At 73.7% G+C, this 19941-nt stretch carries 19 protein-coding genes and 1 tRNA gene; 6 read left to right on the forward strand and 14 right to left on the reverse strand.

The annotated features are described in order from the left end of the window. Nucleotides 1-141: 141 nt before the first annotated feature. Nucleotides 142-1404: an amidohydrolase family protein gene (locus tag ABZ490_RS04460; protein ID WP_358983935.1), complete on the forward strand. Its 1263-nt coding sequence runs from the start codon at nt 142-144 to the stop codon at nt 1402-1404. Here the strand turns inward: ABZ490_RS04460 and ABZ490_RS04465 are convergent. The 12 genes from ABZ490_RS04465 to ABZ490_RS04520 all read right to left on the reverse strand — a co-directional run bounded on the left by ABZ490_RS04465 (nt 1392) and on the right by ABZ490_RS04520 (nt 13822). Further along, nucleotides 1392-2150, reverse strand: a complete 759-nt coding sequence (locus ABZ490_RS04465; protein ID WP_358983938.1) for an SDR family oxidoreductase — start codon at nt 2148-2150, stop codon at nt 1392-1394. The two genes, ABZ490_RS04460 and ABZ490_RS04465, sit on opposite strands and share 13 nt — an antisense overlap. A 15-nt stretch (nt 2151-2165) precedes the next feature. Then, on the reverse strand, nt 2166-3314 hold the full coding sequence (locus ABZ490_RS04470) for an acyl-CoA dehydrogenase family protein (RefSeq protein WP_358983941.1): 1149 nt from the start codon (nt 3312-3314) through the stop codon (nt 2166-2168). A 12-nt stretch (nt 3315-3326) separates the two neighbouring features. Further along, nucleotides 3327-4463 carry a thiolase family protein gene (locus ABZ490_RS04475; protein ID WP_358983944.1) on the reverse strand — a complete coding sequence of 379 codons (1137 nt, stop codon included), beginning with the start codon at nt 4461-4463 and terminating at the stop codon, nt 3327-3329. Further along, nucleotides 4460-5257, reverse strand: coding sequence for an enoyl-CoA hydratase-related protein (locus ABZ490_RS04480; RefSeq protein WP_358983947.1), 798 nt, complete (start codon nt 5255-5257; stop codon nt 4460-4462). Before ABZ490_RS04480 ends, ABZ490_RS04475 begins: the two co-directional genes overlap by 4 nt. Next, complete coding sequence (locus ABZ490_RS04485) at nt 5254-6456, reverse strand: CaiB/BaiF CoA-transferase family protein (RefSeq protein WP_358983950.1); 1203 nt, start codon at nt 6454-6456, stop codon at nt 5254-5256. The genes ABZ490_RS04480 and ABZ490_RS04485 overlap by 4 nt, the downstream gene beginning before the upstream one ends. A 1-nt stretch (nt 6457) precedes the next feature. Further along, entirely contained in the window at nt 6458-8044 is a 1587-nt protein-coding gene (locus ABZ490_RS04490; protein ID WP_358983953.1) for a FadD3 family acyl-CoA ligase, read from the reverse strand. Beyond that, nucleotides 8041-9189, reverse strand: a complete 1149-nt coding sequence (locus tag ABZ490_RS04495) for an acyl-CoA dehydrogenase family protein (protein WP_358983956.1) — start codon at nt 9187-9189, stop codon at nt 8041-8043. The genes ABZ490_RS04490 and ABZ490_RS04495 overlap by 4 nt, the downstream gene beginning before the upstream one ends. Next, entirely contained in the window at nt 9186-10157 is a 972-nt protein-coding gene (locus ABZ490_RS04500; protein ID WP_358983959.1) for an acyl-CoA dehydrogenase family protein, read from the reverse strand. Before ABZ490_RS04500 ends, ABZ490_RS04495 begins: the two co-directional genes overlap by 4 nt. Before the next feature lie 5 nt (nt 10158-10162). Beyond that, nucleotides 10163-10975, reverse strand: a complete 813-nt coding sequence (locus tag ABZ490_RS04505) for an enoyl-CoA hydratase/isomerase family protein (RefSeq protein ID WP_358983962.1) — start codon at nt 10973-10975, stop codon at nt 10163-10165. A 111-nt stretch (nt 10976-11086) separates the two neighbouring features. Further along, nucleotides 11087-11827 (reverse strand): FCD domain-containing protein, encoded by a 741-nt coding sequence (locus ABZ490_RS04510; RefSeq protein ID WP_358983965.1) that lies wholly within the window; start codon nt 11825-11827, stop codon nt 11087-11089. A 61-nt stretch (nt 11828-11888) separates the two neighbouring features. Next, nucleotides 11889-12656 carry an SDR family NAD(P)-dependent oxidoreductase gene (locus ABZ490_RS04515; RefSeq protein WP_358983968.1) on the reverse strand — a complete coding sequence of 256 codons (768 nt, stop codon included), beginning with the start codon at nt 12654-12656 and terminating at the stop codon, nt 11889-11891. Next, nucleotides 12656-13822: an acyl-CoA dehydrogenase family protein gene (locus ABZ490_RS04520; protein ID WP_358983971.1), complete on the reverse strand. Its 1167-nt coding sequence runs from the start codon at nt 13820-13822 to the stop codon at nt 12656-12658. Before ABZ490_RS04520 ends, ABZ490_RS04515 begins: the two co-directional genes overlap by 1 nt. 186 nt (nt 13823-14008) lie before the next feature. Here ABZ490_RS04520 and ABZ490_RS04525 point away from each other — a divergent pair, with 186 nt between their 5' ends. Continuing rightward, entirely contained in the window at nt 14009-15205 is a 1197-nt protein-coding gene (locus tag ABZ490_RS04525) for a serine hydrolase domain-containing protein (RefSeq protein WP_358983974.1), read from the forward strand. A 14-nt stretch (nt 15206-15219) separates the two neighbouring features. On the opposite strand, the gene ABZ490_RS04530 is transcribed toward ABZ490_RS04525, so the two are convergent. After that, complete coding sequence (locus ABZ490_RS04530; protein WP_358983977.1) at nt 15220-15801, reverse strand: helix-turn-helix domain-containing protein; 582 nt, start codon at nt 15799-15801, stop codon at nt 15220-15222. A 189-nt stretch (nt 15802-15990) separates the two neighbouring features. Between ABZ490_RS04530 and ABZ490_RS04535 the strand changes: the two genes are divergently transcribed. Both ABZ490_RS04535 and ABZ490_RS04540 read left to right on the forward strand, forming a co-directional pair. Beyond that, complete coding sequence (locus ABZ490_RS04535; protein WP_358983980.1) at nt 15991-17421, forward strand: MFS transporter; 1431 nt, start codon at nt 15991-15993, stop codon at nt 17419-17421. Nucleotides 17422-17465: 44 nt separating this feature from the next. After that, nucleotides 17466-17539 (forward strand) — tRNA-Pro (locus tag ABZ490_RS04540). 64 nt (nt 17540-17603) lie between these two features. Here ABZ490_RS04540 and ABZ490_RS04545 read toward each other — a convergent pair. After that, the gene (locus tag ABZ490_RS04545) at nt 17604-18218 is read right to left on the reverse strand and encodes a TetR family transcriptional regulator (protein WP_358983983.1); all 615 of its coding nucleotides are present in this window, start codon (nt 18216-18218) and stop codon (nt 17604-17606) included. A gap of 57 nt (nt 18219-18275) precedes the next feature. On the opposite strand from ABZ490_RS04545, the gene ABZ490_RS04550 reads away from it, so the two are divergent. Then, nucleotides 18276-18971, forward strand: a complete 696-nt coding sequence (locus tag ABZ490_RS04550; RefSeq protein WP_358983986.1) for a class II aldolase/adducin family protein — start codon at nt 18276-18278, stop codon at nt 18969-18971. Then, nucleotides 18968-19897 carry a carbohydrate kinase family protein gene (locus tag ABZ490_RS04555; RefSeq protein ID WP_358983989.1) on the forward strand — a complete coding sequence of 310 codons (930 nt, stop codon included), beginning with the start codon at nt 18968-18970 and terminating at the stop codon, nt 19895-19897. The genes ABZ490_RS04550 and ABZ490_RS04555 overlap by 4 nt, the downstream gene beginning before the upstream one ends. The last annotated feature ends 44 nt before the right edge of the window (nt 19898-19941 follow it).

The raw sequence follows: 19941 nt of genomic DNA on the forward strand, positions 1-19941 counted from the left end.
CGGACCGGTCGACGTACGGATCCGGGACGGCCGGATCGCCGGGATCGGGCCAAGGCTGCCCGGGGCTGCCGACGTCGACGGGCGGGGCGGTGCGCTCCTGTCCGGGGCGCGCCCGTACGGTGAGGCACCCGGGGCCCGGTCGTGCTGATCCGGAACGTGGAGGTGGCCGGGCGCGGACCGGTCGACGTACGGATCCGGGACGGCCGGATCGCCGGGATCGGGCCAAGGCTGCCCGGGGCTGCCGACGTCGACGGGCGGGGCGGTGCGCTGCTGCCGGGGCTGCACGACCACCATGTGCACCTGGCCGCGCTCGCCGCCGAGGCGGGATCGGTGCGGGTCGGACCCGGCGAGGTGCGCGGCCGCGAGGAGCTGGGCGCGGCGCTGCGGTCCGGTGCGCCGGGGGAGTGGGTGCGGGCCGTCGGGTACCACGAGAGCGTCGCCGGGGAGCTGGACCGCCGGGTGCTCGACGGGCTCGTCCCCGACCGGCCGGTGCGGGTCCAGCACCGCAGCGGGGCGATGTGGTTCCTCAACGGCGCCGCCCTGCGCGCCGCCGGCCTCGACGGCGACGGCCGCCTCTGGCGGGAGGACCGGCGGCTGCGGGACCTAGTCCCGCCCGTGCCGCTCGATCTGGTGGCGGTCGGCCGGCGGGCCGCCCGGCTCGGCGTCACCGGCTTCACCAACGCCGACCCCCACCCCCGCGAGGGACTGGCGGAACTCCTCTCCGTCCTCCCGCAGCGCGTCCTCGTGATGTCCGCCGGGGGCCCGGTGAAGCTGATGCTCGACGACCCGACCCTCCCGGACCCCGCCGAACTGGCCCGTGTCGTCGCCCGGTCGAGGCCCCGGCCGGTCGCCGTCCACTGCGTCACCCGCGTGCAGCTCCTGGTGACCCTGCTCGCCCTGGAGGAGGCGGGCCCGGTCGCCGGCGACCGCATCGAGCACGCCGCCGTCGTCCCGGCGGAGACCGTCGCATGGATCCGCCGCCTCGGCGTGACCGTCGTGACCCAGCCGCACTTCCCCGTGGAACGCGCCGCCGCCTACGCCACCGACGTCCGCCCCGACGACCGCCCGCACCTGTACCGCTGCCGCACCCTGGCCGAGGCGGGCGTCCCGGTCGCCGCGGGCACGGACGCGCCGTACGGCACCCACGACCCGTGGGCGGTGATGCGGGCCGCCGTCGCACGCGGCGACGGGGAGGGCCTCACCCCCTCGGCCGCCCTGCGCCTGTTCCTCGGGCGACCCGAACACCCGGCCCGGCCCCGCCGGTTGACCGTCGGCGCGACCGCCGACCTGTGCCTGCTGCACGTCCCGCTGCGGGAGGCGCTCGACGCGCTCTCGGCGCAGACCGTCCGCGCCGCGTACGTCGGGGGCGCGTACGTCGGGAACACGCCGGTTCACACGCTGTAGCCGCCGTCCACGCCCAGCGCCTGCCCCGTGACGAACCCGGCCCGGTCCGAGGCGAGGAAGGCCACCGCCTCCGCGACGTCCGCCGCCGCGCCGAAGCGGCGCAGCGGGATGTTGCGGCGGGTGACCGCGAGGGCGGCCTCGTCCAGCTCGCCCGACGCGATCAGCCGGGCCGCGATCCCGTCGTCGAGCATGCCGGGCGCGACACAGTTCACCCGCACCCCGTAGCGGCCCTCCTCGGCGGCCAGCGCCCGCGCCACCGCCTCCACGGCCCCCTTCACCCCCGAGGACAGCCCGTCGCGCACCGGGAAGCGGCGCGTGGCGACGGTGGTCACCGCGACGACGTTGCCCCGGCTCTCCCGGAGCACCGGCAGCGCGGGATGGACGAGGTTGAAGAACGCGACCGCGTCCGCCTCCAGCTGGGCCCGGTACTCGCCCGGCGTCACCCGGCTCAGATGCCGCATCGGCACATGCGGGCCGGCCGCGTACACCAGGGTGTGGATCCCGCCGTACGTCCGCGCCGTCCCGGTCACGGCCCGCGCCGTCGCCTCCTCGTCGGTCAGGTCGAGCCGCAGCACCTCGGCCGCCTTCACCTCCTCGGCCAGCGTCCGGGCCCCCTCCCGGTCCGACCGGTAGGTGAACGCGACCGCGCTGCCCCGGGCGGCCAGGGCCCGCACCACGGCCGCGCCGATACCGCCGGTGCCGCCCGCGACGAACGCCACGCCGGCCCTGCCGGAGAAGTCCTCCATCAGCTGTCCTCCCTCTCACAACCCCAGAGACTTGGCGATGATGACCTTCATGACCTCGCTCGTCCCGGCGTAGATCCGGGTGATCCGGGCGTCCGCGTACAGCCGGGCGATCGGGTACTCCAGCATGTAGCCGTATCCGCCGAAGAGTTGAAGACAGCGGTCGACGGATCGGGCCTGCACCTCGGTGCAGAACAACTTGACCTTCGCCGCGTCCGCCCCGGACAGCCGGCCCTCGACCAGCTCCAGCACCGCCCGGTCGAGCAGGGTCTGAGCCGCCTCCAACTCGGCGGCCACGGCGGCGAGTTCGAACTTGGTGTTCTGGAACGAGGCGACGGTCCGCCCGAACACCTCGCGCTCCTTGACGTACGCGACCGTCGTGTCCAGGGCGGCGCGCGTCTGCGCCACCGAGCCGACGGCCACCGTCATCCGTTCCTGGGGGAGGTTGTGGCCGAGGTAGGAGAAGGCGGCGCCCTCCTCGCCGAGCCGGTTGGCGACCGGCACGCGGACGTCGTCGAAGGCCAGCTCCACGGTGTCCTGCGTCTTGATGCCCAGCTTGTCGAGCACCCGCCCCCGGGTGAAGCCGGGCATGCCGTCCTCGACGACCAGCAGCGTCAGCCCCGCCCGCCGGTTCCCGGGATCCGACGCCGTACGCGCCACGACGATCACCAGATCGGCGAGCAGCCCGCCGGTGATGAACGTCTTCGCCCCGTTCAGCACGTACGTGTCCCCGTCCCGTACGGCGGTCGTCCGGATCCCGGCGAGGTCGGAGCCGGTGCCGGGCTCGGTCATCGCGACGGCGGTGAGCAGCTTCCCGGAGGCCAGCCCCGGGAACCAGCGCTGCCGCTGCCCGGCGTCGGCGTAGGCGAGGAAGTAGGGGAGGACCACGTCCAGCTGGGTGCGGACCGTGCCCAGGGTGACCAGGGCGCGGGCCGCCTCCTCCTGGAGGACGACGTTGTAGCGGTAGTCGGGCCGGCCGCCCCCGCCGTACTCCTCCGGCACGGCCATGCCCAGCAGGCCCAGCGAGCCAAGGAGTTCGAAGAACGGGCGCGGCACCCGGCCGGCCTTCTCCCACGCGGCGTAGTGCGGGACCACCTCGTCGGCCACCACGTCCCGGACCAGGGCGCGGAACGACTCGTGGTCGTCGGTGAAGAGCGTGCGCTGCACGGACGGCTCCCGTCAGGAGGCGAGTTCGACGAGGGTGGCGTTGGCGGTGCCGCCGCCCTCGCACATGGTCTGCAGGCCGTACCGCAGGCCGTGGGCCCGCATGTGGTGGATCATGCGGGTCATCAGGACGGCCCCGGAGGCGCCCAGCGGATGCCCGAGGGCGATCGCGCCGCCGAGCGGGTTCAGCCGCTCCGGGTCGGCGCCGGTCTCGGCGAGCCAGGCCAGCGGTACGGACGCGAAGGCCTCGTTCACCTCGAACACCCCGACCTCGGACAGCCCCACCCCGGCCTTGCGCAGCACCTTCTCGGTCGCCGGGATCGGCCCCGTCAGCATCAAGACCGGGTCGGAGCCGACCACCGCGCCCGCCCGGTACCGGACGAGCGGCGGCAGCCCCAACTCCCGTGCCCTGTCAGGGGTGGTGACGACCAGAGCCGCCGCGCCGTCGGAGATCTGCGAGGCGTTGCCCGCGTGGATCACCCCGTCCTCCTGGAACGAGGGCTTCAGCCGGGCCAGCGTCTCCACGCTGCTGCCCCGCCGGATCCCCTCGTCGGCCCCCACGCCCGCCACCGGCACGATCTCCCCGGTGAACACGCCGGCGTCCTGCGCGGCCGCCGCCCGCTCGTGCGACAGCGCCGCGAACGCGTCCAGCCGCTCCCGGGTCAACCCCCACTTGCGGGCGATGAGTTCGGCGGACAGCCCCTGGTGGAAGGAGAAGTCGTCGTAGCGGGCCAGGACTCGGGGCCCGTACGGCATCCCGCTCGCCCTGGCCGAGCCCAGCGGCACCCGGCTCATCACCTCCACGCCGCCCGCCACGACCAGCTCGTGCTGCCCCGACAGGACCGACTGGACCGCGAACTCCAGGGCCTGCTGACTCGACCCGCAGGCCCGGTTGACCGTGGTCCCGGGCACGCTCTCCGGCCAGCCCGCCGCGAGGACCGCGTACCGGCCGATGTTGCTCGACTGGTCGCCGACCTGCGACACGCACCCCCAGACCACATCGTCGACCGTGCCCGGATCGAGGCCGGTCCGGTCCACCAGGGCGCCGAGCACGGCGGCGGACAGATCGGCCGGATGGACCTCCGCCAGGCCCCCGCCCCTCCTGCCGACGGGCGTGCGCACCGCCGCCACGATCACTGCTTCCCGCGTCACGTGTCCTCCGTCCGTCCCGGGACCGCCCAGCGGCCCGTGAAGCGCGGCGCGCGTCTCTCCGCGAAGGCGGCGAACGCCTCCGGGGCGTCGGCGCAGGCGAAGTTGACCGACTGCGCCCGCGCCTCGCCGGCGAGGGCGTCCCGCAGGGTGCGGTCGGCGCCCTCGTTGAGCAGCGCCTTGGTCTGGGCGAGCGCCACCGGCGGCCCGGCCGTCAGGCGGGCGGTGACCTCGTCCACGAACGCGTCCACCTCGTCCGCGTCCACCACCCAGGTGACCAGGCCGAGCTCGTGGGCCTCCGCCGCGCCGACCGTCTCCGCCAACAGGGCCAGCCGCTTCGCCTGTTGGAGGCCGACGAGCTTCGGCAGCAGCCAGGAGCCACCCAGGTCGGGGGAGAGCCCGCGCCGGGCGAAGATCTGCGAGAACGTCGACTCCGGGGTGGCCACCACCAGATCGCAGCCGAGGGCCAGGTTCCAGCCCGCGCCCACCGCCGGCCCGGACACCTTGGCGACCGTGGGCAGCGGCAGCTCGTGCAGCAGCAGGGCGATGTCCGTCAACGTCCGCATCCGGTACAGGGGATGGGACGCGCTGACCTCCTTGGGCAGCTCGGCCCCGGAACAGAACGCCCCGCCCGCCCCGGTCACCACCAGCGCCCGTACGCTCCGGTCGCGCCCCGCCTCGGCCAGGGCGGTGCGCAGCGCCTCCCAGAGCTCCGCGTCGAGGGCGTTCCTGCGGTGCGGCCGGTTGAGGGTCAGGGTCCGCACCCCGCCCGCGTCGCGCACCAGGAGGACGCTCATCCGACCGCCCCCCGCTCCCGCAACGCGGCGATCTCCCCTTCGGACAGGCCGAGTTCGGCGAGCACGGCGTCGGTGTGCTCGCCGAGCGCCGGCACCGCGCCCATCGGCGGGTCGAAGCCGTCGATCACCGGCGGCGGCAGCAGCGCCGGCACCGGCCCCGCGGGGGTGTCGATCTCCCGCCAGCGGTCGCGGGCGGCGAGCTGCGGATGGGCGAGGACCTCGCGCGGCGTGTTGTAGCGGGCGTTGCCGATGCCCGCCTCGTCCGCCCGGTCCTGGACGTCCGCCAGGTCGTGCCGCCCGCACCAGGCGGTGATCTCGGCGTCGAGCACGTCCCGGTGCGCCACCCGCCCCGCGTTGGTGCGGAACCGCTCGTCGTCCGCGAGATCCGGCCGGCCCAGCAGCTCGCGGGCGAGCCGGTCCCACTCCCGGTCGTTGGTCGTCCCCAGCACGACGGTCCGCCCGTCGGCCGTCGGATAGGCCCCGTACGGCGCCACGGCGGGCGAGCCCATCCCGAGCGGCTGCTGCTCCACGCCCGAGTGCCGGGTGTACGTCAGCGGGTACCCCATCAGCTCGGCCATGGTGTCGAAGAGGCTCACCGACACCGACGCGGGCACCGTCCGCCCCCGGCCCTTGGCGGCCAGCAGCGCCGTCGCCGACAGCGCCGCGTACAGCCCGCTGCACACATCGGCCACCGGCGGCCCGGGCTTCGCCGGCTGTCCCGGCCGGCCGGTGACCGCGCAGGCCCCCGACTCGGCCTGGACCAGCAGGTCGTAGGCGCGCTTGTGGGAGAGGGGGCCGCCGGGGCCGTATCCGTCGATCTCGACGGCGATCAGGTCCGGGTGGCTCGCCGCCAGGTCGGCCGCGGCCAGGCCGAGCTTCGCCGTGGCACCGGGGGCGAGGTTGGAGACGAGCACATCGGCGCGGTCCAGCAGCCGGTGCATGATCCGCATCCCCGCCCGGGACTTGAGGTCCAGGGCCACCGACTCCTTGCCCCGGTTGGCCCACACGAAGTGCGCGGCGAGACCGCCCACCACCTCGTCGTAGTGCCGGGCGAAGTCGCCGCCCCGGGGGTTCTCCACCTTCACGACGCGCGCCCCGAGGTCCCCGAGCGTCCGGGTGCACATGGGGGCCGACACCGCCTGCTCCAGCGCCACGACCGTGATCCCCGCGAGGGGTCCCTCCCGTCCCTCCCGCCCCATGTCAGCGGCTCCCGAACCGCGCGCGCAGCTCGTGCTTGAGCACCTTCTGGCTCGCGTTGCGCGGCAGCGACGCCACGAACCGCACATGGCGCGGCACCTTGAAGTTGGCCATGTGCTCCCGGGCCCAGGCCACCACGTCCGCCTCGGTGACCGCCGCGCCCGCCCGGGGGACGACGAAGGCGCAGCCGACCTCCCCGAGCCGCTCGTCGGGCACGCCGACGACCGCGACCTGGGCGACGGGCCCGTAGCCGAGCAGGAGCTTCTCGATCTCGGCGGGGTAGGCGTTGAACCCGCCGACGATGTACATCTCCTTCTTCCGGTCGACGATCGACAGATTGCCGTCCCGGTCGAGCCGTCCGATGTCCCCGGTGTGCAGCCAGCCGTCCGCGTCGACGGCCTCGGCGGTGGCGGCCGGGTCGTCCCAGTAGCCGCGCGTGACGTTGAAGCCGCGTACCAGGACCTCCCCGACCCCGTCCGCGCCCGCCTCCCCGGCGGCGATCCGCACCTCGACGCCGGGGATGGGGCGGCCGGTGGTGCGGGCGACGGTCTCCTCGCCGTCGCCGGGGCGGGTGGACGTCACCAGGGCCGTCGACTCGGTGAGCCCGTACGCGCTCAGCACGAGGTCGAAGCCCAGGTCCTTCCGCATCGCCCGGATCAGGGACTCCGGGATCGTCGTGCCGCCGGTCATGGACACCCGCAGGGAGGAGAGGTCGCGGGCGGCGCGGTCGGGGTGGTCGAGGAGGTCGTGGAAGATCGTGGGCGGGCCGAGGAGGACGCTCACCCGCTCCCGCTCGATGATCTCCAGAGCCCGGCCGGCGTCGAAGACCGGCAGGGGGACGACGGTCACGCCGTGCAGGAAGGACGCGAGCCAGCCCGCCTTGTAGCCGAAGCAGTGGAAGAACGGCGGGACGACCAGGAAGGTGTCCGAGGCGCGGAAGGTGTACTCCTCGGACATCCAGCCGTAGGCGCGCAGCGACTGGCCGTGGGTGAGGATCACGCCCTTGGGGTGGCCGGTGGTGCCGGAGGTGAACATCACGTCCGCGACGTCGTCCGGGCCGAGCCGGTCGATCGCCGCGTGGGCGGCGGCTACGTCCGCCGTCCCGCCGAGGGCGAGGAACTCCTCCCAGTCAAGACCGGCCGCACCGCGCGGTCCGGGCAGCGCGACCGTCGTCGTCAGCGCCGGCAGCGCGGGGTCCGCCTCCCGCAGCGCGGCGATGTGGTCGGTGTCCAGGAAGGCGGTGGCGGCGAACAGCGCCTTCGCCCCGGACGTGCGCAGGATGTAGGAGATCTCCCCCGCCTTGAAGCGGGTGTTGAGCGGGACGACGATCCCGCCCGCGCCCTGGATGCCGAGCGCGGCGACGATCCACTCCGCCGAGTTCGGTCCGCACAGCCCCACCCGGTCGCCCGGCCCGACGCCGAGCGCCACGGCCGACCGGACCGACCGGAGCATCAGCTCCTCCACGTCGGCGAAGCTCAGCCGCCGCTCGCCCTCGACGAGCGCCGGGGCGTGGCCGAACCGGCGCGCGGCCGACCGGACGACATGCGGGATGCTCCGGAACTCCTCGTCGTACCGCCTGGGTTGGCTCATCCGTCCGCTCCGTCGGTCAGGCGCAGCACGCGCCGGGCGATGATGTTCCGCTGGATCTGCGAGGTGCCGCCGTACACGGAGGCGGCCCGGGAGTAGAGGTACTCGGCGAAGACGTCCCCGCCGGGACCGTGCACCTCCTGCGGGAACACCTTCAACGCCGTGGCGTACAGCCGCTGTTCGGCCCGGGTCATCAGCAGCTTGTCGACGGAGGACTCCGGCCCCGCGGGCTGCCCCGCGAGCCGTTCGGCGATCCGGCGGCGGGCGTGCGCGAGCAGCACCTCGTAGTCGACGAAGCAGCGTCCGATCTCCGACAGCAGCCCGTCCGGCAGCTCGCCGCGCCGCTCCCGGGCCGCCCGCCGCAGCCGCTCCACGAGCAGCCCGTACTTCGACAGATGCCCGGTGTCCAGGGCGTTGCGTTCGTACGACACCGTCGTCATCGCCAGCGCCCAGCCGTCCCCCTCGGCCCCGATCCGCTCGGACTCCTCCAGCCGTACGTCGTCCAGGAACAGCTCGCAGAACTCGTCGTCGCCGTTGGCCGCCCTGAGCGGGCGCACGGTCACCCCGGGCCGGTCGAGGGGCAGCGCGAAGGCGGTGATCGAGGTGTGCGGGCGCGCCGTGCGGTCGGTGCGGGCCAGCAGCAGGCAGTGGTCGGAGTACTGCGCGTAGCTCGTCCAGAGTTTCTGGCCGCGCACGGTGTAGTGGCCGTCGTCGTGGCGGGCGGCGTACGTGGTCATCCCGGCGAGGTCGGATCCGGCGCCGGGCTCGCTGAAGCCCTGGCACCACACGTCGTCACCGGCGAGCATGCGCGGCAGCAGCCGCCGGCGCTGCTCCTCGGAGGCGAACTCCAGCAGGGCGTGCGCGAGATAGCCGATGCGGGGGACACCGGGAGCGCCGCGCGCCCCCAACTCGGCGCTGACCGCCACCTGGTGGAGTGAGGTCAGACCGCGTCCGCCGTACTCCTCGGGGACGTCGAGGCCGACCCAGCCGCCGGAGTGCAGCAGCCGGTGCCAGCGGTGCAGGAAGACCGGCGGCGGCTCGTCCGGGAGGCGCTCGGGGAGCGGGTGCCCAGCCAGCCAGGTGCGGAAGGCGGCGCGCAGGCGCTCCAGGTCGGCGGGGTCGCCGTAGTCGAGCGGGGTCTCCGTCACGATGCCACCGCCTGCGGTTCGGCCAGGACGGGCAGCAGTTCCCCCGGGGGCGCCAGCGCGGTCGCGTCCACCAGGACCCTGCGCAGATACAGGTGGGCCACGTGTTCCCAGGTCTGGGCGATGCCGCCGAACACCTGCATGCCGGTGTACACCGCCTCCACCGCCGAGGTGCCGGCCTCCGCCTTCGCCACCCGGGCCGCGGTGAGCGCCCGGCCGGGCGGCTCGTGGTCCAGGCACCAGGCGGCGTACCGGACGGCGCTCGTGCACGCCTCCACCAGGACCGTCGCGTCGGCCAGCAGATGCCGTACCGCCTGGAAGGAGCCGATCGGGCGGCCGTACTGGCGGCGTTCACGGGCGTAGTCGACGCTCAGCGTGACGAACTCCCTCGCCGCGCCGACGAGTTCGCTGGACACGAGCACCAGGGCGTAGGCCTGCCAGTGCCGGAGCGCCGGTGCGGTGAGCCGGCCGACGACCGGGCCGGGCCGGGCGGCGCGCACGGTGCGCAGCAGGTCGGCGGTGGGGGCGGGCGGCCCCAACTCGGCGCGGCGGACGGTGCCTTCGGTGTCCACGCACAGGGCGCTGTCGGCGCCCTCGCAGTCCCAGGCGACGAGCGCGGCGGCGTCCGGCCGGGGGAGGGTGAGGTCGGGGGCGAGGGCCGGGGCGGGGGTGCCACCGATCTCCCGGCCCGCCCTGCCGAGGAGCCGTACGGCCTCGGGTGCCAGCAGGGCCGTGCCGAGGAAGGACGTGGTCAGGGGGTGGCGGCCGTGCTCCTCGGCGAGCAGCGCGCACTCCTGGACGGTGGCGGCCGGTGTCGCCGTACGGCGCAGCTCGGCGAGGCCCAGACCGTCGAGCGCCTCCTGCGCCGCCGTGCGGGCGGCGGGCTTCGCCTCGTCGGCCGAGCCGATCCGGTGCCGGGCCGCGAACGACCGCAGCAGTGCACGGACCTGGACGAACTCCTCAGACTCCACGTTCCTCAGCCCTCCTCGGCCGGCTCGGGCGGGGCCGCCGCGGGGCGGGCGGCCCGGGAGGCGAGTGCGTCGACGATGCGGATGTGGTCCGGGCTGGTCATCGTGGCCCGCTCGGCCAGCAGCGCGGCCTCCATGCCGCCCCGGGAGACCTGTTCGACGACCGTCGCGAGGGCCGCCTTGGTGGCGCGCAGGGCCTCGGCGGGCTGGGCGGCCAGCCGACGGGCCAGGGCGAGCGCCTCGTCCATGAGCCGCTCGCCGGGCACCACCCGGTTGGCGAGGCCCAGTTCGACGGCCGTCGCGGCCGGGATGCGGTCCCCGGTGAACAGGTACTCCTTCACCCTCAGCAGGCTCGTCAGCAGCGGCCACAGGGTGACCCCGCCGTCGCCCGCGACCAGGCCCACGGACACATGCGGGTCGGCCAGATAGGCGTCCTCGGCCATCAGGACGAGATCGCAGCCCAGGGCCAGTGAGCAGCCCAGGCCCACGGCCGGGCCGTTCACGGCCGCGACCACCGGCAGCGGGAAGCGGATCATGTCGGTCTGGATGGTGCGGTCGAGCCGCACCGACCGCTCCCGCAGCTCCGGATCGGTGTGGTGGCGGCGCAGATGGTCGAAGTCGCCGCCCGCGCTGAACGCCCGGCCCGCGCCGGTCAGGACGACCGCCCGCGCTCCGGCGTCGTCGGCCAGCTCGCGCCACACCTCGGAGAGCCTGCGGTGCAGCTCCTCGGACACGCCGTTCAGCCGGTCGGGGCGGTTCAGCGTGACGATGCGGAGGTCGCCGTCGGCAGCCACGGTCAGTACGGGACTCACCTCGCTCATACCCGGATGGTATTAAAGGTCAGACCGAATCTGTCAATGGTGTTGCGCACATGAGAGAATCACATTCTCATCCGGCATCGCAGGGTCGCCCCGAGGCCGCGGGCCGGGAGGTCAGATGGACTCGCGGTCGTCCACCTCGGCCGCCGCCGCGGCGAAACCGCACACGTGCCGGGTCATCCGACGGGCCGCCGCCGCCTCGTCGCCCGCCCGGATCGCCTCCGTGATGCGGGTGTGCGCGCGGGCGGTCAGCTCACGGACGTCGGCGTCCAGGAACGTCTCCAGGTCCGTCGCCGCGTGGATGGACCGCGCGAGGGCGCTCATGAACCCGATGAGCAGTTCGTTGTCACCCGCCCGCGCCACCGCCGTGTGCCAGCGCACATTGGCCCGCAGGAAACGCTGCACGTCCTCGCCCGCGCCCGTCAACTCCGCGTGCGCCGCGTCGAGTTCCGCGAGATCCCGCTCGGTGCGGCGGCGGGCCGCCAGCGCGGCGCAGGCCGGCTCGATCGCCTCACGGGTCTCGTGCAGCGCCTCCAGCCGGATGCCCTGGCCCCGGATCACCAGCTGCACGGTGTGCGCCAGCGACTCCCGCCCCGGCCGCCGTACGAAGGCCCCGCCCCCGCGTCCCGGGCGGATCTCCAGCAGCCCCTCGACCTCCAGGATCCGCAGCGCCTCGCGCACGGTCGCCCGGCTCAGCCCGGTCTGCTCGACGAGCTGCCGCTCCGGGGGCAGCGCGGTCCCCTCGCCGAACTCCCCGGACAGGATCCGCTCCCGCACCTCGTTCGCGAGGACGTCCGACGCCTTCGGGACGGTGAGGGTCTCGAAGCGGGGGGTGGGCTGGCCGGGGCGTGTCACGTGCGGGAGCCTCTCGTCCGGGTGCCGGTCCGGCCATTCAATAGGGCGCCCCCGGCCCCTGTCACATGACCATGCCCCCGTCCACCGGCAGCACCTGCCCGGTGACGAAGGACGCGGCGTCGGAGGCGAGGAACACGAAGGCGCCCGCCACCTCCGCCGGCTCCGCCCAGCGGCCGAGCGGGATCCGGGCCAGCATCCGGGGGGCGAACCTCTCGTTCGTGCGGATGGTCTCGGTCATCGGGGTCGCGGCCAGCGGGGCGAGCGCGTTGACGAGGATGTTCCTGCGGGCCAGTTCCCGGGCCAGGGACTTCGTCAGCCCGACGATCGCGGCCTTGGCGGCGGAGTAGTTCACCTGGCCCAGGGTGCCGACCAGCCCCGCCGACGAGGTGACGTTGATGATCCGGCCCCGGCCGTCCTCCGCCAGGTGCGGCAGGGCCGCCTGGGCGCAGTGGTGGGCGCCCAGGACATGGACGTCGAGGATCCGGCGGAAGGAGTCCTCCGTCAGCTTCTCGAACATCGCGGGCGCGGTGACCCCGGCGTTGTTGACCAGGATGTGCAGGGTGCCGCCGGTGAGCGCGGCCGCGCGGGCCACGGCCGCCTCCGCCGCCGGCCGGTCCGTGACGTCCAGCGGCGCGCTGTCCGCCGTACCCCCGTCCGCGGTGATCTTCCCGGCGACGGCCGCCGCGGCCGCCCCGTCCACATCGGTCACCAGCACCGCGGCGCCCGCCCGGGCGAGCGCCTCGGCGACGGCGCGGCCGATGCCGCCCGCCGCTCCGGTGACCAGCGCGGAACGCCCCGTGAGATCGAACAGATGCGACCGGTCGGTCATCAGTAGCTCCTCGGCAGTCCCAGTGTGTGCGATCCCAGATAGTTGAGGATCATTTCCTGACTGATCGGCGCGATCCGCATCAGCCGCGCCTCGCGGAAGAAGCGGGCCACGGGGTACTCCTCGGAGTAGCCCATCCCGCCGTGCGTCTGGAGCGCCCGGTCGGCGGCGGCGAAACCGGCGTCCGCGCACAGGTACTTGGCGGTGTTCGCCTCCCGCCCGCAGGGCCGCCCCCGGTCGTACAGCCAGGTCGCCTTGCGCAGCACCAGCTCGGCCGCGTCCAGCCGGGCGAGGGCGTCGGCGAGCGGGAACTGGATGCCCTGGTTCTGGCCGATCGGCCGGCCGAAGACGACGCGCTCACGGCCGTAGCGCACCGCCCGGTCGAGGGCGACCCGGCCGATGCCGAGCGCCTCCGCCGCGATCAGCATCCGCTCCGGGTTGAGCCCGTCGAGGAGGTACCGGAAGCCCTCGCCCTCCTCGCCGACCCGGTCCTCGACCGGCACCCGCAGATCGTCGATGAACAGTTCGTTCGAGGTGACGGCGTTGCGGCCCATCTTCGGGATCGGGCGGACGTCGACCCGGGCCCGGTCGAGGTCGGTGAGGAACAGGGTCATGCCGTCGGTGCGGCGGCCCACCTCCTCGCGCCGGGTCGTCCGGGTCAGCAGCAGGATCTTCTCCGACTCCATCGCCTTGGAGATCCACACCTTGCGCCCGCTGACGACGTAGTGGTCGCCCTCCCGGCGGGCGTACGTCGTGATGCCCGTCGTGTCGAGCCCGGCGCCCGGCTCCGTCACCCCGAAGCACACGTGCAGGTCGCCGGAGGCGATACGCGGCAGGGTGCGGCGCTTGAGCTCCTCGGAGCCGTGCACCACCACCGGGTGCATGCCGAAGATCGACAGATGGATCGCGCTCGCGGCGTTCATCCCGCCGCCGGAGCGCGCGACCTCCTCCAGCAGCAGCGTCGCCTCGGTGATGCCGAGGCCGTGGCCGCCGTACTCCTCGGGAATCGTGATGCCCAGCCAGCCGCCGCCCGCGACGGCGGCGTAGAACTCCTCGGGGAACGCGTGGTCGCGGTCCTTCTCCATCCAGTACCGGTCGTCGAAGTCCTTCAGGAGCCCGGCGACGGCCTTGCGGATCGTGTTCTGGTCCTCGGTCAGCTCGAAGTCCACGGCGGGGACACCCCTCTGCCGGATGCATACGCAGTGATACCTGCGAAGTGTGGACCATTTAAAGGTCAGACCAAAATGCCTGTCAACTCCCGTCGGCGCCCGTCAACTCCTCCGTACGGGTCCGCGCGGCCGACGGTCGGAGTGTTGGCGGGGGAGGGAATGGGGCGATCCGCCCATAGTGCGCGTATGACGCGTACCCGTACGGCGGTGCTCTGTGCCGCCGCTCTCCTCGCCGCCACCCTGCCGACGGCGGTCGCGACCGCCGCGCCCGAGCACCCGCACCGCGCCTGCGTCACGACGCAGCACCCGCAGGGCCGGGCCCGCGAGGTCCTCGACATCGTCCGCAAGGCCAAGAAGGACCTCGATCTCAAGGCCGCCCTCGTCAAGGTCACGGTGGACGGGAAGAACCTCTACACCGGCGCCGTCGGCGAGTCCATGACCGGTGTGCCGGCCACCCCCGCGATGCACTTCAGGACCGGCTCGGTCGGCATCGCCTTCATGGGTACGGTGCTGCTCCAGCTCGTCCAGGAGCACAAGGTCGGCCTCGACGACCCGGTCTCGCGCTGGCTGCCCGGCCTGCCGCACGGTGACAAGATCACCCTGCGCATGCTCGGCGACTCCACCTCGGGGATCCACGACTACGTCCCCGACCCGGTCTTCCTGAAGAAGCTCTACGCCGACCCGTGGCGGCACTGGACCCCCGAGGAGGTCGTCGGGATCTCCCTCAGCCACCCCCTCTGGTACCGGCCCGGCACCAACTGGAGCTACTCGCACGCCAACTTCCAGCTCCTCGGCCGCGCCCTGGAGAAGATCACCGGCACCCCGCTGGACAAGCTGCTGCGCCAGCGGATCTACCGCCCCCTCGGGCTGCGCAACACCGTCGCCAACGACACGGCCGTGATCCCGGAGCCCGTGCTGCACGCCTACGACGACGAGCGCGGCACCTACGAGGAGTCCACCTACTTCAACCCGTCCTGGACCACCGCCCCCGGCGCGATCATCACCCAGGACGTCTGCGACCTGGCCCGCTCCGGAAAGGGCGTGGGCGCGGGCGAACTGCTCTCCCGCAGCTCCTTCCGCACCCAGCTGAACCCGGGCACGGTCGGCCTCGGCCACCCCACGAAGACCTGCCCGGCCACGGTCTGCCTGCCCATGACCGAGGACTTCCACTTCGGTGTCGGCGTCGTCGTCAAGAACGGCTGGGTGGTGCAGAACCCGTCCTTCTTCGGCTACGCGGCCGTGATGGCGTACGAGCCGCACCAGCGGCTCACCATCGCCGTGTCCACGACGGTGGGCCCCGACGCGCCCGGCGGCAACACCGCCCAGACGGTCACCGAGCGGATCGCCGAGCGGCTCGACCCCCGGCACCCGCTGGCCGGCTGACCGGCCGCGTCGGCTCAGCGCCCGGCGCGCACCCCGTCCAGGGCGATGGCCAGGACGCGGTCGCGCTGGGCGTCGTCCGTGTAGGCGGTCGCGGTCACGCCCGCGACCAGCCGCAGCAGATCGCCGAAGTCCATGTCGGCGCGCGCGACCCCCGCCTCCTGGGCCCGCTCCAGCAGCGGGCCGCCCGCCGCGTACATCGACTCGCGGCAGGCCTGGAAGATCTCCGACTCGTCCTCCAGTGCCTCGCGCACCGCCCGCTTGGTGACCATGTACCCCGCGAACCGGTCGAGCCAGGCCGTCAGCGCCTCCCACGGCTCCCGGTCCGCCGACAGCTCCACCGCCGCCCGGCACAGCGCGTTGACCTCCTCCGCGTACACGCTCTCGAACAGCACCCGGCGGGTCGGGAAGTTCCGGTACAGGGTGCCGATGCCCACGCCCGCGCGGCGCGCGATGTCCTCCAGGGAGGCCTCGGCGCCGTGTTCGGTGAAGGCCTCGCGCGCGGCGGCCAGCAGGGCGTCGAAGTTGCGGGCGGCGTCCTTACGGCTGGGGCGCTGGACCACGACGATCTCGCCGACGGGGAACGGCTGGGCGGTCACGGCTGCCTCCTGGGGGCTGGCGCGGGTCGGGGCCCGGTTGAACCGGAGGGGTGCCTCCGTTACAGTGGAGGGGTGCCTCCACTTTAACAGTCCGAGGCCCCGCAGACCTTTCCTGCCCCGCTCTCTCTTCAGCTCCGCTCTCTCTGTCTCCGCTCTCTTCATCTCCTCTGTGTTCGGAGAGGCTTTCTCATGCCCGGCACGTCCTCCCGCCTCACCTTCGCGGTCCTCGCGACGGGTGCGGGCGTGTTCTCCATGCTCCAGTCACTCATAGCGCCGGCCCTGCCGACCGTGCAGCACGCCCTGCACACCTCGCAGACCACCGCGACCTGGGTGATGACCGCGTATCTGCTGTCCGCCTCGGTCTTCACCCCGATCCTCGGCCGGGTCGGCGACCTGATCGGCCGGAAACGCACCCTGGTCGGCGTCCTGCTGGCCGTCCTGGTCGGCTGTCTCCTCGCCGCCCTCGCGCCGGACATCGGCGTCCTCGTCGTCGCCCGGGTGATCCAGGGCATCGGCGGTGCGCTGTTCCCGCTCTCCTTCGGGATCATCCGGGACGAGTTCCCCGCGGTCGAGGTCCCCGGCCGGATCGGCAGCCTGTCCGCCGTCATCGCCGCGGGCGGCGGCGTCGGCATGGTCGCCGCGGGGCCGATCGTCTCCGCGCTCGACTACCGCTGGCTGTTCTGGATCCCGGTCGCCGTCGTCGCGGCGGCCGCGCTGGTCGCCGCACGCTATGTGCCCGAGTCCCCCAACCGGGGCGAGGGGAAGGTCGGTTGGCTCGGTGCCGCGCTGCTCTCGGGCTGGCTGGTCGCCCTCCTGCTGCCGCTGAGCCAGGCGGGCGTCTGGGGCTGGGGATCGGCCCGGGCGATCGGTCTGTTCGCCCTCGCCGCCGTCCTGTTCGCGCTCTGGCTCACCGCCGAGTCGCGCTCCCGCACCCCGCTGATCGACCTGCGCGTCATGCGGCTGCCCGCCGTGTGGACGACCAACCTCGCCGCCCTGCTGTTCGGCGCCGGCATGTACGCGATCTGGACCTTCCTGCCCGGCTTCGTCCAGACCCCGAGCACCGCCGGCTACGGCTTCGGCGCCGGCGTCACCGCGTCCGGACTGCTGATGCTCCCCATGCTGGTCGCGATGTTCGTCTCCGGGGTGCTCAGCGGCCGGCTCGAACCCCGCGTCGGCGCCAAGGCCCTGCTCACCACCGGCGCCGCCCTCGGCGCGCTGGCCCTCGGCTTCCTCGCCCTCTGGCACGACCGGCAGTGGCAGGTCGCCCTCGTCGCAGGGGTGTTCGGCCTCGGCATCGGACTCGCCTTCGCCTCCATGGCCAACCTGATCGTCGGCAGCGTCCCGGCCGAGCAGACCGGCGCCGCCACCGGGATGAACGCCAACATCCGCACCATCGGCGGTTCCATCGGCGCCGCCGTGACCGGCGTCCTGGTCACCGGCCGGCTCCAGCCCTCCGGCCTGCCCTACGCCTCCGGCTACACCCACGGCTTCACCCTGCTGGCGCTGCTCTGCCTGGGCGCCGCCCTCGCCGCCCTGCTGGTCCCGGTACGCCCCTCCACCCGCCCCTCGGACCCGGCCGCCCGCCCGGCCCCGACGCCCGCACCCGCCCGCGTACGGTAAGGTTTACCTGCGCGTTCCCGCAGCTCACCGCCGCGGCAGCGCGACGGGACGTGGCGCAGCTTGGTAGCGCACTTGACTGGGGGTCAAGGGGTCGCAGGTTCAAATCCTGTCGTCCCGACAGGGAGTCCGCTCCGTCGTCGTACAGCAGGGCCCGGATCCACACCGTGGATCCGGGCCCTGTGTCAGTACCGGGCCACCACGTCCGTCAGATAGCCGCGCAGCATCACCTTCGCCTCCTCCAGCAGCGCCGCGTCGCCGTCCGCGTCGCGGCGGAACGCCTCCTGCGCGAGCGCGTCCGCCGCGAGGACGGCGGCGTGGCAGGCGCGGGCGAGCGGCTCGTCGTCGCGTACGACGTCCAGCGCGAGCAGCACCCGGCGGATCCCGTCGGCCATCCGCCGCTTGTGCTCACGGTCCGCCGCCCGGGTCCGTTCGGTCAGCCCGCTGCCGAACCACAGCGCCCGGAAGCCGTGCTCCGTCCGGTAGATCCCGGCGTACGCGTCGATGAGCACCCCGACCGGGTCCTGCCACCGCTCGGCGGCCGCGGCCCCGACGAGATCGTCCATGACGGCCTCCAGGCGGGCGAAATACCCCGCCGCGAGGGCGTCGATGATCGCGCCGCGATCGGGCAGGTACTGGTACAGGGAGCCGACGGAGACCTTCGCCTCGGCCGCCACCCGGGTCGTCGTGAGCGCCTCCACGCCCTCCTCGACCAGGATGCGCTCGGCGGCCCGCAGCAGCAGCGCCAGACGGGCCTTGCTGCGGGCCTGGCGGGGGGTGCGGCGCAGAGGAGTGTCCAAGAACCGGCTCCGAACGTGAACGTGACTTTGTTTCACGTTTACGCTACCTTCGCGCCCATGACCGCCTCAAGCTCGACGCCGAGCCAGGAGCGGACCGCCGTCGCGGACGCCTGCCGGCGCCTGGGGGCCGAGGGCCTCCTCATCGGCACGGCCGGGAACGTGAGCGTCCGCGTCGACGACCGGGTCGCCATCACCGCGACCGGAGCGGTCCTCGCCACACTGACCCCGGACCAGGTGACCGTGGTCGACCTCGACGGCAAGCACATCGAGGGGGCGTACGAGCCGACCTCGGAACGGGAACTGCACCTCGGCGTCTACCGCCGGTACGGCACCGGGGCGGTCGTCCACACCCATGCGCCGCACGCCACCGCCGTGTCCTGCGTGCTCGACGAACTCCCCTGCATCCACTACCAGTTGCTCGCCCTCGGCGGTACGGTCCGGGTCGCGCCGTACGCCACCTTCGGCACCCCGGAGCTCGCGGAGTCGGTGCTCACCGCCCTGGAGGGGCGCAGCGCCGCCCTGATGGCGAACCACGGCGCGGTCACCCACGCCGTCACCCTCGACCAGGCCGTCGAACACGCCCTCCTCCTCGAATGGGCCTGCGGCGTCTACCAGCGCGCCGCCTCCATGGGCACCCCGCGCTTCCTCGACGAACAGCAGCAACTCGCGGTGATCGAGGCGGCCCTCGCCCGCGACTACGGAACCACCCGTCCCATGTCACCCGCGCAAGAGGAAAACAGGGGGAGCAGATGAAGGTCTTCACGATGGGCGTGCACGTCCTGGACGTCCTGGTCCGGCCGGTCGAGGAGATACCCGAGGGACAGGGCGCGACCCTGGTCGAGGACATCCGGATGACCGCCGCGGGAACGGCCGGCGGCACCGCCCTCACCCTCGCCAAGCTGGGCGCCGAGGTGCGCGGCGCCGGCGCGATCGGCACCGACCCGACCGGTGACCTGCTGGTGCAGCTGCTGAACAGGGCCGGTATCGACACGGAGTTCCTCGTCCGCCGCACCGACACCGCGACCTCCGCCAGCGTCCTGCCCATCCGCCCCAACGGCGACCGGCCCTCGCTGCACCTGCTCGGCGCGAACATCACCTACGGCGTGGACGACGTGCCCTGGGACGCCCTCGCCGAGGCCACCCATCTGCACCTCGGCGGGCCCGAGTTGATCGGGGTGGAGACCGCGACGAGGATCCTGTCGTACGCGAAGGACCACGGGGTCGTCACCTCCGTCGATCTGCTCGCACCGGGCGTGCTCGGCAGCTTCGAGCAGATCGAGGCGGCGCTGCCCTACGTCGACCACTTCCTGCCCAACGAGGACCAGGTGCTGGGATTCACCGGCGAGGAGGATCTGCTCACCGGTGCGCGGAAGCTGCTGGCCGCGGGGGTGGGCGTGGTCGCCGTGACGCGGGGCGGTGACGGGGCGTTGGTGGTGAGTGCCGACGGGGCGGAGCCGGTGCCGGCGTTCGTCGTCGACGTCGTCGACACCACCGGGTGCGGGGACGCGTTCTCCGCGGGGTATCTGCGGGGGATCGGGCTGGGGCGTACGCCGAGCGACGCGGCGGTGCTGGGGAGTGCGGCTGCCGCGCTGGTCGCGCAGGGGCTGGGCAGTGATCACGGTGACTTCGATCTGGCGGGGGCCGATGCGTTCGCCTCGTCTGCCAAGTCCCATGCGTGAGCGGGTGCGGCTGTGTGGGGGCTGGTCGCGCAGTTCCCCGCGCC

The sequence above is a fragment of the Streptomyces sp. NPDC005811 genome (genome assembly GCF_040630405.1).
Taxonomy (GTDB): domain Bacteria; phylum Actinomycetota; class Actinomycetes; order Streptomycetales; family Streptomycetaceae; genus Streptomyces.